9 protein-coding genes are annotated in these 12,983 nt (G+C 39.5%); 3 read left to right on the forward strand and 6 right to left on the reverse strand.

Features of this window, described 5'->3' with window-relative positions:
• Window positions 1-3: 3 nt before the first annotated feature.
• Window positions 4-2,526 carry a nitrite reductase large subunit NirB gene (gene nirB / locus O970_RS04130; RefSeq protein ID WP_036562596.1) on the reverse strand — a complete coding sequence of 841 codons (2,523 nt, stop codon included), beginning with the start codon at window positions 2,524-2,526 and terminating at the stop codon, window positions 4-6.
• Between the two features lie 568 nt (window positions 2,527-3,094).
• On the opposite strand from nirB, the gene pnuC reads away from it, so the two are divergent.
• Together pnuC and ushA are read left to right on the forward strand one after the other, a co-directional pair.
• Window positions 3,095-3,850: a nicotinamide riboside transporter PnuC gene (gene pnuC, locus O970_RS04135; RefSeq protein WP_024495896.1), complete on the forward strand. Its 756-nt coding sequence runs from the start codon at window positions 3,095-3,097 to the stop codon at window positions 3,848-3,850.
• A 45-nt stretch (window positions 3,851-3,895) separates the two neighbouring features.
• Window positions 3,896-5,548 (forward strand): bifunctional UDP-sugar hydrolase/5'-nucleotidase UshA, encoded by a 1,653-nt coding sequence (ushA, locus tag O970_RS04140; protein WP_024495897.1) that lies wholly within the window; start codon window positions 3,896-3,898, stop codon window positions 5,546-5,548.
• Window positions 5,549-5,609: 61 nt separating this feature from the next.
• Here ushA and O970_RS04145 read toward each other — a convergent pair whose 3' ends face one another.
• From O970_RS04145 to prfB, 3 genes are all read right to left on the reverse strand, one after another.
• Window positions 5,610-6,002 (reverse strand): hypothetical protein, encoded by a 393-nt coding sequence (locus tag O970_RS04145; protein WP_024495898.1) that lies wholly within the window; start codon window positions 6,000-6,002, stop codon window positions 5,610-5,612.
• Between the two features lie 129 nt (window positions 6,003-6,131).
• On the reverse strand, window positions 6,132-7,655 hold the full coding sequence (gene lysS, locus O970_RS04150) for a lysine--tRNA ligase (RefSeq protein WP_024495899.1): 1,524 nt from the start codon (window positions 7,653-7,655) through the stop codon (window positions 6,132-6,134).
• 20 nt (window positions 7,656-7,675) lie between these two features.
• A protein-coding gene (prfB, locus tag O970_RS04155) for a peptide chain release factor 2 (protein WP_105291835.1) occupies window positions 7,676-8,774 on the reverse strand; the annotation gives its coding sequence in 2 pieces (ribosomal slippage) (window positions 7,676-8,698 and window positions 8,700-8,774; 1,098 coding nt in all).
• Between the two features lie 218 nt (window positions 8,775-8,992).
• Between prfB and O970_RS04160 the strand changes: the two genes are divergently transcribed.
• The gene (locus tag O970_RS04160) at window positions 8,993-11,014 is read left to right on the forward strand and encodes an LTA synthase family protein (protein WP_024495900.1); all 2,022 of its coding nucleotides are present in this window, start codon (window positions 8,993-8,995) and stop codon (window positions 11,012-11,014) included.
• Window positions 11,015-11,182: 168 nt separating this feature from the next.
• Here O970_RS04160 and O970_RS04165 read toward each other — a convergent pair whose 3' ends face one another.
• Together O970_RS04165 and O970_RS04170 are read right to left on the reverse strand one after the other, a co-directional pair.
• The gene (locus O970_RS04165) at window positions 11,183-12,004 is read right to left on the reverse strand and encodes a DUF6708 domain-containing protein (RefSeq protein ID WP_024495901.1); all 822 of its coding nucleotides are present in this window, start codon (window positions 12,002-12,004) and stop codon (window positions 11,183-11,185) included.
• Between the two features lie 51 nt (window positions 12,005-12,055).
• On the reverse strand, window positions 12,056-12,880 hold the full coding sequence (locus O970_RS04170) for a DUF6708 domain-containing protein (protein ID WP_024495902.1): 825 nt from the start codon (window positions 12,878-12,880) through the stop codon (window positions 12,056-12,058).
• Window positions 12,881-12,983 lie beyond the last annotated feature (103 nt).

The raw sequence follows: 12,983 nt of genomic DNA on the forward strand, positions 1-12,983 counted from the left end.
CTCTTATTTGATGTTAATCAGGTGGCGTTCTTCTGGTTTAGCAGGGCGATGTTGCTGACGTTCTGGCACCATTTGTACATACTGATTGCGTTCAGTACTATTAATAAAGTGCGAGAACCGCTTTGACGTTTCAGGGGATTCGACCGTGGCTTTCCATTCGCAAATCACTAATTTACGTAAACGGGTCATCTCTGCTTCTAATTCAGCGTTAATCCCCAATTTGTCATCAATAATCACTTGGCGTAGGTAATCAATACCACCATCTAAGCTTTCTAACCAAAGTGAGGTGCGTTGCAATTTATCGGCGGTACGAATATAAAACATTAAGAAGCGATCTAAATAACTTAACACCGTATCACGATCAAGATCACTCGCCAGCAGATCGGCATGGCGTGGTTTCATACCGCCATTACCCCCCACATAGAGATTCCATCCTTTTTCTGTGGCGATTAAGCCAATATCTTTCCCTTGTGCTTCGGCACATTCACGCGTACAACCCGATACGCCAATTTTTATTTTATGTGGTGAACGAATACCCTTATAGCGGTGCTCAATGTCTATTCCAAACCCAACACTATCCCCTACGCCATAACGGCACCATGTACTTCCTACACAGGTTTTTGCCATACGCAACGCTTTGGCATAGGCGTGACCCGTTTCAAAGCCTGCTGCGATCAATTCTTGCCAAATAGCGGGTAAGTCATCTTTATGGGCACCGAACAAGCCAATACGTTGTGAACCGGTAATCTTAGTATAAAGTTGATATTTTTTGGCAATCTGACCAACCGCCACTAACCCTTCAGGTGTAATTTCACCACCAGCAGAGCGTGGAATAATTGAATAAGTACCATCTTTTTGAATATTACCCAAATAAGCATCATTACTATCTTGGAGTGGTGCTAGGGCTGGCTGTAACACATAATCATTCCAGCAAGAGGCTAAAATCGACCCAACAGTCGGTTTACAAATTTCGCACCCATAGCCTTTGCCATGTCGACGAATCAGTGCCTCAAATGAGGTTATACCTTCAACGCGGACTAAGTGATACAGTTCTTGGCGCGAAAAGGCAAAGTGTTCACATAAGTGGTTATTGACTTCGATCCCTTGCTGACTTAATTCAGCGTTAAGAACTTGCGTGACTAATGGCAAACAGCCGCCACACCCCGTGCCCGCTTTGGTTGCTGCTTTTATTTGAGCAACGGTATGACAACCGGCGTGAATAGCCTCAATAATTTGTCCTTTGCTCACATCAAAGCAAGAACAGATTTGAGCACTATCAGGTAAAGATTCAATTCCTAACACGGGTTTGTTGCCTGCATGATCAGGTAAAATTAAGGCGTCAGGATTATCGGGTAGATCCATGCCATTTAGCATCATCTGTAATAGATTGCCATAGTCGCTGGTATCACCGACTAACACCGCGCCAAGTAATCGACGGTTATCTTGACTAACAATTAAACGTTTATATATCTGTTTATTTTCATCTAGATAGAGGTAACTACGTGCGCCTGATGTACGACCGCGTGCATCCCCAATACTACCTACATCAACGCCAAGTAATTTTAGTTTGGCACTCATATCAGCACCAGTAAATGTATTCGATTCATTTAATAAATGACTAACGGCCACTTGTGCCATTTTATAACCGGGTGCCACTAATCCGTAAATGCGGTCTTGCCAACAGGCACATTCACCGATGGCATAAATATCGGGATCATCTGTCTGACAGTGATCATTAATCACTACCCCACCACGGGGGCCGATAGACAATTGACCATCACGGGCTAATTGATCTTGTGCCCGTATTCCAGTTGAAAACACGATAAAATCGACATCTAACGCACTACCATCAGCAAATTGCATGGTTTTACCTTGATGATGATGGATGATCTGTTGCGTATTTTTACTGGTATGTACGACTACGCCAATCTCTTCAATTTTTTTTCTTAATTGTTCACCGCCCAGCGCATCTAACTGTTCCGCCATTAACACAGGGGCAAATTCCACTACATGCGTTTCAATGCCCAAGTTTCTCAGTGCACCGGCTGCTTCTAAACCAAGTAAACCGCCACCAACCACAGCCCCGCGTTGGCTACGTTTGGCACATTCGGCAATGGCATCAAGATCCTCTAAGGTACGATAGACATAACAATCGTCACCCTCCGCCCCAGTGATAGGTGGGATCCATGGATAAGAGCCCGTAGCTAAAATTAATTTATCATAGCTTACCGCTTGTCCCGTTTGTGAATACACTTTTTTATTGGCACGATCGATACGTTCTATCCGTTCATTTAGGTGAATAGCAATATGGTGCGTGGCGTAAAAATCAGGGGCAACTAATGACAAATCGTCCGCAGTTTGACCCGAAAAATAGGATGAAAGATGAACGCGGTCATATGCCATATGAGGCTCAGCACCGAAAATAGTGATAGCAAATGGTTCAGATCCTGCTTTATCTATTAATTCTTGCACAAAGCGGTGACCAACCATACCGTTACCAATAATAACCAGTTTGATCTTATTCATAATTCCCCTATTTTTCAGTCAATGCATTTTCTATTTATTAAAACTCATTGTATTGAAACTACAGCAGAATATAATTATTCTTTGGGGTTACTCCTAAGGTAGTAGGATAATGGTTAGTACTCTTACTTAACTTAATTGGTTTAGCATAAATATAAAAATTTAATATAAACAAGTGACTATATTTATGTGATCGATTTAAATAAGATAACGTTTATTGTGTGATTGTTACCGCTACAGTTTAGCGGATTATAATTTATTTTGCGCCACGCCAACTTATTTATAGAGATAATCGATTATTATTCATCAATTCCATTCAATTTTTTATAACGTGTTGACGTAATGGCTAACAGCGATAAATTAATCGCCGTTGACGTCATTTAAACTATTACTTCTTTTTTTAAAGGCTGATTGATAAAAATATTATGGTTAAATAACAATGAAATCTATTGACATCAATAGTCGTTTTCTATCAAATTATCTTTTTTAAACTATTTTAGTTGTTGAAATTAACCCTAAACTATTTAAGAATAAAAGCTATTTTTATTATTTTTATTAAAAGGAAATTATCATGCTAGAACTATTTAGCACCAGCAATATTTTGGTTCATATCCCAATTGGAGAAGGAGGGTATGATCTGTCATATATTGAAGCAATTGGTACCCTTTGTGGATTATTGTGCATTTATCTAGCTAGTCTGGAAAAATCAATCAATTATTTATTTGGATTACTAAATGTTAGCTTATTTGCCATCATCTTTTTTCAAATACATCTCTATTCCAGTTTACTACTGCAAATCTTCTTTTTTATCGCCAATATTTATGGCTGGTATGCGTGGACACGGGTGCAACCAGAAACGCAAGAAACAGCCTTAAAAATACGCTGGATGCCCTTAAATCATCAAATAAAATGGGCCGTGATCAGTGTGATTGGCATTCTTTTATTAACGGTGTTTATTGATCCGGTATTCAGCGGCTTAACGTCAATTATGGTTCATCTACTCAATCTCTTTGGCGCCAACATCACTATGCCAGTATTAGCGCCCGATGCTTATCCTTTCTGGGACGCTTGTATGACGATACTTTCAGTTGTGGCACAGCTATTAATGACCCGTAAATTTGTAGAAAATTGGTTATTATGGGTGGTGATCAATGTGATTTCGGTAGCGATATTCACCTTACAAGGCGTATATGCAATGGCGATTGAATATACAATCTTAACGTTTATAGCCATAAATGGTACTCGTATTTGGGCAAGCTCCGCTAAAAAACAGGGATCGCAACCACTGACCGATAATCATCATCATGACACAGATACAAATAACTAGTTACTGATGATAGATGAATTAATGATATATAAAAAAGGAATAACAATGAAAAGCATTACTCGTCTGTGCCTAGGTAGTCTAATCACCATAAGTACATTGTTCCCGTTATCTGGATTAACGTGGGAAAAAGATAAAACCTATCATCTAACTATTTTGCATACTAATGATCACCATGGCCATTTTTGGCAAAATGATATAGGTGAAATCGGGCTGGCCGCACAAAAAACCTTAGTTGATAGGATTCGGCAGGAGGTTACCGATAATAACGGCATGGTATTATTACTATCAGGTGGCGATATCAATACCGGCGTCCCTGAATCCGATATATTACAAGCCAAGCCCGATTTTTTAGGTATGAATCTGATTGGCTATGATGCCATGGCAGTGGGAAATCATGAATTTGATCATGATATCTCAGTCATTCGTCAGCAACAACAGTGGGCTAATTTTCCCTTTTTATCCGCCAATATTTACCATAAAAAAACGGGCGAACGGGTATTTGCACCTTATGCCATGTTTCATCAACAACAGCTCAATATCGCCGTTATCGGCTTAACTACAGAAGATACGCCGAAAGTCAGCGATCTGCAACGGACTAACGATTTCGATTTTAAATCGGTATCCGCCGAAGCCAAAAAGGTGATTGAAGAGTTAAAACAGACGCAAGAGCCTGATATTATCATTGCGGTTACCCATTTAGGGCACTATGATAATGGACAACATGGCAGTAATGCGCCAGGCGATGTATCGTTGGCACGCAGCCTACCTGAAGGGAATTTAGATATCATTATTGGTGGGCATTCTCAAGATCCGGTCTGTATGGCTGCCCAAAATAAAAAACAGATAAATTATGTGCCAGGTACGGCATGTCTACCTGATCGCCAAAACGGGACTTGGATCATGCAAGCCCACGAATGGGGAAAATATGTTGGGCGAGCTGATTTTACCTTTTTAAATGGCGTATTAACTTTAGTTGATTATCAATTAATCCCCATTAACCTAAAGCAAGAGGTTGAACTCGCCGATGGTGTAAAAACCTTAAACTATTATACCGAAGCCATTCCTCATAATATGGAAATGTTAGACTTACTTACCCCTTATCAAAAACAGGGGGAACAGCAATTACTTACGGTTATTGGGCAATTAAATGGACGTCTTGATGGTGATCGCCAACAAGTACGTTATCAGCAAACCAACTTAGCTCAGCTGATCCTCGCCTCTCATATCGATAAAACGCAGGCTGATGTAGGCGTGATTAGTGGTGGAATGATCCGTGATTCACTGATAGAGGGCAACATCAGCTATCGTGATATCCTAAAAGTCCAACCTTTTGCTAATTCGGTGGTTTATGCTGATTTAACGGGTGAACAGTTGATCGCCTATTTAACCGCTGCCGCCACTAAATCGACGGGGTCTGGTGGCTATGCACACTTTGCCCAAGTCAGTATGACGCTTAAGGGCGACAAGCTTACCGATATTAACGTAAAAGGCCAACCGATTGATAAACAGAAAACTTATCGACTGGTTACTCAACGCTTTTTAGCGTATGGCGGTGATGCTTATCCACCTATCAATCATTTGCCAAGTTTTGTGGATACCGGTTTTATGGAAGCGAAGGTACTTAAACAGTATATTGAACAACATTCGCCAATTAATGCTGACGATTATCAACCGCAAGCCGTCATTACTCGTTATTAAAAGAGCGGATAATCACTGCTCAAAAGCGAAGTACTACCCTTCGCTTTTTTATTAAATCTATTTAGGCAAAAGAGAGCGTAGCAAGTAATAGTTGCGCTTTGGTTAAATCAGTGGGACTATCACTAAGCATAATATGGCCTTTTTTGCCTAATAACCGATGACCAAGTTCGGAAAAAGCATCACGTTCGACTGTGGTTATTCCCCCCTCAATTAATTGCCGAGGGTGAAATAAACAATAAGCGGGACGATAACTGGTAGCTAATAAGGCAAATAATGGTGTTAATTGTTGGTGAGCTAGATTGACATTCGGTAATATCATCCGCGGAGATAAACCAGCCGCCTCGCGGGCCATACTCATCTCTTTATCGGTAACCATATTTCTAACAATAAATTTATTTTTATAAAGTTGGACATAAAAAATATCCGGTTTTAAATTGGTTAATTTTGATAACATTTATCCGCTCCTAATGATAAAACCAGATTTAATCAAAGTAAGGCTTAGAGGATCAAAAATAGGGTAGATATGTCATATTTTGTTTATAAATCAACAAGCAATAACTTGTTGATTTATATAACGATATGATTATTTTGCAGTTGGACGTAATGCAGGGAATAGAATAACATCACGAATGGTATGGCTATTAGTAAATAGCATAACGGTACGGTCAATACCAATACCTAATCCTGCTGTTGGTGGTAAGCCATGTTCAAGTGCTGTGACATAATCTTCATCAAAGAACATTGCTTCATCATCGCCGGCATCTTTTTGACGCACTTGTTCAGCAAAACGTTCAGCTTGATCTTCCGCATCATTCAATTCTGAGAAACCATTACCGATTTCACGTCCACCGATAAAAAACTCAAACCGGTCAGTCACGCTTGGATTTTCATCATTACGACGAGCGAGTGGTGAGACTTCGGCTGGATACTCAGTAATAAAGGTTGGCTGAATCAGATTTGCTTCCGCGACTTCTTCGAAGATTTCCGTCACTACACGACCTAAGCCCCAACCTTTCTCAATTTCAATGCCAACAGCTTTAGCGATCGCGCAAGCTTTATCGAAATCATCCAGATCGGCCATATTCGTTTCAGGTCGATAATGACAGATCGCTTCTTTCATGGTCATTTTGATAAATGGCTTACCAAAGTCGAAACTATGCTCACCATACTGTACCACCGCTGAACCTGTAACATTAATTGCTAAACGTCTAAATAGCGATTCGGTCAATAAAATCAAATCCTTATAATCCGCATAAGCCATATACATTTCCATCATGGTAAATTCTGGATTATGACGCGGTGAAATACCTTCATTACGGAAGTTACGATTGATCTCAAATACTCGCTCAAAACCGCCCACAACTAACCGTTTTAAATAAAGTTCTGGAGCGATACGCAAATACATATCTAAATCAAGGGCATTATGATGAGTGATAAACGGTTTCGCCGAAGCACCACCTGGAATCACTTGCATCATTGGCGTTTCTACTTCCATAAAATGCTGCTCTGTCATAAATTGACGTATCTCAGAGACGATTTTAGAACGTGCAGCAAAAGTATGACGTGATGTTGGATTGGTAATTAAGTCCAAATAACGTTGGCGATAACGGGTTTCTTGATCTGATAAACCATGAAACTTATCAGGTAAAGGACGTAATGCTTTGGTTAATAAACGGATCTCTTCACAGTGAATCGATAATTCGCCGGTTTTGGTTTTGAATAAATACCCTTTAGCCGCAATAATATCCCCAAGATCCCATTTTTTAAACTGCTCATTGTAAAGACCTTCTGGAAGATCATCGCGCGTCACATAAAGTTGGATCGTACCGCCAACATCTTGCAAGGAAACAAACGACGCTTTCCCCATAATACGACGCATCATCATACGACCGGCAACCGCCACATAGATTTTATTTGCTAATAGATCATCATTACTCTTTTGATCATACTGCTGGTGTAATTCACTCGCGATGGCATCACGACGGAAATCGTTAGGGAAAGCAATGCCCTGTTCACGAATTTGTGCCAATTTTTCGCGGCGGGCTTTAAGTTCATTATTTAGTTCTTCTAAACTATTTTGACATTGATCTTGTTCTACTGTTGACATGGTTTTACCTTATAAACTGTTTATAATCCGGCTTTTAAGCTCTGTTCAATAAAGGGGTCTAAATCGCCATCAAGGACGGCTTGCGTATTACGGGTTTCAACACCTGTCCGTAAGTCTTTGATCCGAGAATCATCAAGAACATACGATCGAATTTGACTACCCCAGCCGATATCTGACTTATTTTCTTCCATTTGTTGTTTATCCGCACTCTTTTTTTGCATTTCAAGTTCATAAAGCTTAGCTTTTAGCTGCTTCATCGCCTGATCTTTATTACTATGCTGCGAGCGGTTATTTTGACTTTGCGTCACAATTCCCGTTGGAATATGGGTAATACGCACCGCTGATTCCGTTTTATTAACGTGCTGTCCCCCAGCACCTGAGGCGCGGTACACGTCAATCCTTAAATCGGCAGGATTAATTTCAATGTCGATATCATCATCAATTTCGGGATAGACGAAAGCAGAGCTAAACGACGTATGACGACGGTTACCTGAATCAAATGGGCTTTTACGTACTAAACGGTGCACACCGGTTTCGGTACGCAACCAACCAAAGGCATACTCGCCACTTATTTTAACCGTGGCAGATTTAATCCCCGCAACGTCGCCATCAGACACTTCGATAATTTCTGTGGTGAACCCTTTTGATTCTGCCCAGCGTAGATACATACGTAATAACATCTCCGCCCAATCTTGCGCTTCGGTTCCACCTGATCCAGCTTGTAGATCAAGATAACAATCCGCACTATCATGTGGGCCGGCAAACATTCGGCGAAATTCCAACTGTGCGAGTTGGCTTTCTAACTCGACCAACTCATTATTGACTTCGTCAAAGGTTTCTTGATCTTCCGCTTCAATAGCCAGTTCAAGTAAGCCTTCAACATCATCTAATCCTTGCAACAATTTATCAATCGTGACAATCACTTCTTCAAGGGTAACCCGCTCTTTACCTAATGCTTGGGCTTTATCTGGTTGCGACCAGACATCAGGTTGTTCTAGTTCACCATTGACTTCTTCTAGACGCTCTCGTTTACCATCGTAGTCAAAGATACCCCCGAATAACGGTAGTGCGTTCGGTAAGTTCGGCGATTTTGTTTTTTACTGGATTAATTTCAAACATAACTGTCTATATAACCTTTAATCATGATCTCATCGGTTGTGCTCATCGCATAAAGTGACCTAACACGGTATCCTATGCCTATCGGTGACCTGTTATGAGAATAGGTGCAATTTACTCATTTTTAATTACAATAACAGAACATTTTAACGGATTTAATTTACAGAATACAGCATTGTGTAGAAAATAATCCAGTTATCGTTTAATTTTAAGGATTAATGATGTGGTTTACCCGCTTTAAGCAAGATTTTTCGTTATTAGTTATGCCATGGTTATTCGCCGTTATATTCCCCTTTTTAGGGCGGCTAATATTACTTTTCTCTTATGTTGATGCTGAAAATCGACTTCATTATCAACATGATGTATGGCAATTATTGGTAACTGGTTTACGTTTTGATATTCGGATCGCTACCTTGACCTTTGGCAGCTTATTGCTCTTCTCTTTCTTCACTTTATTTTCAACAAAATTTACACGACAATGGCAAAAATTACTTACCCTTATCAATCCAATATTGTTGATGGTCATTGCGCTATTTACGCTAATCAATATTTTCTACTATATCACTTATGATCGTTATATCGATGTGTTTATCTTTGGATTACTCGACGATGATACTACCGCTATTCTTAAAACAATTTGGTCCGATTATCCGGTCATATGGGCGGTATTGGGATTAACACTACTAGGCTATATATTGGCAAAACTCTGTCGTAGTTGGCAATATTGGGTAATAAAAAGCATAACTAAAACAACACCTAATTGGTTGGCATTACCGGCTTGTTTGGTGGCTGTGGCGTTGATCGTGATCGGATGCCGAGGAAGTATAGGCACGTTTCCACTGCGAGAAAGCGATGCCCAAATATCAAGTTATGCTGTATTAAATAAATTTGTACCCAATGGGGTGATTGCTTTCGATTGGGCGTATAAAGCTTATAAAAATAATAACAAATTTATGGACATTCCGCTTAAAGAGAGTCAGCAAGCATTAGCGACTTTTTTTCAACAGACCCAACCTAACGACGTAACCATTTTTATGCAGCAGACAGCAGCCAATCCTGTTGCCGACGCTCATCCGCCTCACGTGGTTTTTGCCGTAATGGAAAGTATGGGCAGTCATCTTTTCCGCTTTGATAATCCACAGCGTGATCTTTATGGAAGTTTACGTCAACATTGGCAACAAGATTGGGTATTTAATCGATTTGTCTCTGAAGGCGACGGCACTATTGACAGCCTTAACCGTTTTTTTGTTCGTAGCCCAATTGATAAAATTAGCCAATCATCGGCGCAAAATGCCGATTTTATCAGTAACATGTTTAAGCCATTTAAAGCCAAAGGTTATAAAATTGTGTATATCACTGCGGGTAATGGCGCATGGCGTAATTTAAACCGTTTTTTACCACATTTAGGCGTCGATGAATTTGTCGAACAAAACACCTTAAAAGAAGCTTTCCCTGACGCCACGATTAGCACATGGGGCGTTCCCGATGAATATATGTTCAAATATGCTGAGCAGCGTCTAGCCCAAGCCGAAAAACAAGGTGAACCGATAATGATAATGATGATGTCAATTACCAATCATCCTCCTTATCAATTACCGCCAAATCACCCTTATCACCCTTATTCGTTTACGCCACAAGAGTTAACGCGACTAAAAAATATGGGTAATGAGGATGAAATTCGCACGATGTTTAACACCTTTTCCTACAGTAACGATCAATTAGGACGCTTTATCAGTTGGGTAAAAGCACAGCCACTAGGCTCGCACACTCTTATCGCTGCAACTGGCGACCACAATATTCGTGGTATTGGTTACCCTGATCCAGCCGAATTAATGCTAAGTCATGCGGTACCGTTCTATTTGTACGTACCGACGACTTATCAATATCAAACGCTGTATGATAAAACCCGTATTGGCAGCCATAAAGATATCATGCCAACCTTATATCAATTAGCATTATCCTCAACGCCTTACTATCAAACTGGTTGCAATCTAGTTGCATTAAAGCTTGACTCACCATGGTGTAATGTTGGCTATAACCCTTATGTCACGATTAATCAGCAAGGCGCTTATGCATTAATCAACAACACCTTTCAACCTTGGCAGGACGATACTGGCCTACTCGTTAAACCAGTAACGACTATGAACGAAGAGCAACAACAGACGCTTGCTCGTTGGCAAAGTTGGAGTTTATTATTGCATTGGCAACTTAATCAACAAATTTCTACCGATAAAAAACATTAACCACACGTTATCCTATTAATTAATAAACGGGTCACCATGACGATTAATTGTTAATAATTAATCGTCATGGTGATTTGTTCATTAATTAAATCAGCTAATTTACCGCTAATGAACATCATAATGGCGACTAGCAACAGTTTAACCAGTAATCAAACCAGCTATCACGCTTTATACGACATTATGCCGTTGTTTGATTTCGGCTAATTCTGCGGGTGAAGTGGCATTAAACGCCTCAATCATCCATTGCGGCCAATGTTGCTCCTCAATCACTTTACATTTAAACAGGGCTTCTTCATCTGACGTATATTGACTATCATTAAGACTTGCGGATGAATAAAAATCCATAAAATTATTGATCCATCCCCATACATAAGTTCTATCCGTGCCTGAGCAAGCGGGAGCTAATAAGATATGGTCAATAGTTTGATAGGTACCGGGTTTACACACCATCAACGTGGTGGTATTTAATCTATTACGGGAATAGTTATTAATCGCTACGCCATGTAAATCAGCCCAATCATACTCTTTGATACGACGTTTAGCGGGATGTAAAAAGGATTGGGGATGATGCCAAAACTTAGAATTAAAAAAATAACTTTCGTTCACATAGACTTTATTGGTTTTGCGATTAAAAATAATCGGGCTACCGCGGCGAGTAAAGAGGTTTTGGTACAGTTTTGGTATTAAAAAATAAGTAATGGCACAGCAGAAAATAAAACTAATGATATCTATAACTGATATGACTATTCCTTCTTTAGAATTAATTTCTATCATTAAGCAAAATCTAGTTATGATAGACTTAATTCCAAGTATCGAAGCAACAAAATAAATTAATAAATCAAAAAATTGATCGGATGTTGTTTTGCGCCTAAAAGCACAGTAATTATCATTGGCATAGATTAAACGATTACTATAGATAGGGGTAGAGCATGGTCCTTTATCCAGATCCTTAATCCAGCCGAAGAGTTGTGGTTGATATTTTGATGGCATGGTTATTTTCCTGTTATTTATTGTTAATATGGTAACCATTTTAGGTTATAACTATTTTTTTACATTATACCGTCGTTTGATTTTGGCTAATACTGCGGGTGAAGTGGCATTAAACGCCTCAATCATCCATTCTGGCCAGCGTTGCCCCTCAATCACTTTACGTTTAAATTGGGCTTCTTCATCTGATATATATTGACCATCATTAATTTTTGCGGATGGATAAAAATCCATAAAACTGTTGATCCATCCCCATACATAAGTACTACCAGAGCCGGCGTGAGCAGGATCTAATAAGATATGGTCAATGGTTTGACGGGTACCGAGTTTGCATACCATCAGAATGGTGGTCGTTAATGCATTGCGGGAATAGTTATGAATCACTACACCATGTAAATCATCCCAATCATACTCTTTGATGCGACGTTTAGCGGGAAGTAAAAAGGTGAGGGGATTACGCCAAAACTTAAAGTTAAAAAAATAACTTTCGTTCACATAGACTTTATTGGTTTTGCGATTAAAAATAATCGGGCTACCGCGGCGGGTAAAGAGGTTTTGATAGAGTTCTGGAATCATAATATAAACAATAGCACAACTTAAAATGGTGCCTATTACAGCTGTAAATAACATTATTGTTTGTGTTTCAGGATTAAAGTCTATAATTAACCAAAAACCAACTATAGTAGCGGCACATCCTAAAATCAAAGCAATGAAAGAAATAAATAAATAAAAAATTTGATCCGATAATGTCTTACGCCTAAAAGCACAGTAATTATCATTGGCATAGATTAAACGATCATCATGGAGGGGAATAGATCGCGGTCCTTTATCTAGATCGCCAATCCAGCCAAAGAGTTGTGGTCGATATTTTGATGGCATGGTTATTTTCCTGTTATTTATTGTTAATATGGTAACCATTTTAGGTTATAACTATTTTTTTACATTATACCGTCGTTTTATTTTGGCTAATACTGCGGGTGAA

It is taken from the genome of Candidatus Schmidhempelia bombi str. Bimp (genome assembly GCF_000471645.3).
GTDB classification, from domain to species: domain Bacteria; phylum Pseudomonadota; class Gammaproteobacteria; order Enterobacterales; family Orbaceae; genus Utexia; species Utexia bombi.

Coding starts and splice junctions, on each gene's coding strand:
- O970_RS04165 (WP_024495901.1), bottom strand. CDS start 12,004: ATGCCATCAAAATATCAACCACAACTCTTCGGCTGGATTAAGGATCTG.
- O970_RS04160 (WP_024495900.1), top strand. CDS start 8,993: ATGTGGTTTACCCGCTTTAAGCAAGATTTTTCGTTATTAGTTATGCCA.
- ushA (WP_024495897.1), top strand. CDS start 3,896: ATGAAAAGCATTACTCGTCTGTGCCTAGGTAGTCTAATCACCATAAGT.
- lysS (WP_024495899.1), bottom strand. CDS start 7,655: ATGTCAACAGTAGAACAAGATCAATGTCAAAATAGTTTAGAAGAACTA.
- pnuC (WP_024495896.1), top strand. CDS start 3,095: ATGCTAGAACTATTTAGCACCAGCAATATTTTGGTTCATATCCCAATT.
- O970_RS04170 (WP_024495902.1), bottom strand. CDS start 12,880: ATGCCATCAAAATATCGACCACAACTCTTTGGCTGGATTGGCGATCTA.
- nirB (WP_036562596.1), bottom strand. CDS start 2,526: ATGAATAAGATCAAACTGGTTATTATTGGTAACGGTATGGTTGGTCAC.
- O970_RS04145 (WP_024495898.1), bottom strand. CDS start 6,002: ATGTTATCAAAATTAACCAATTTAAAACCGGATATTTTTTATGTCCAA.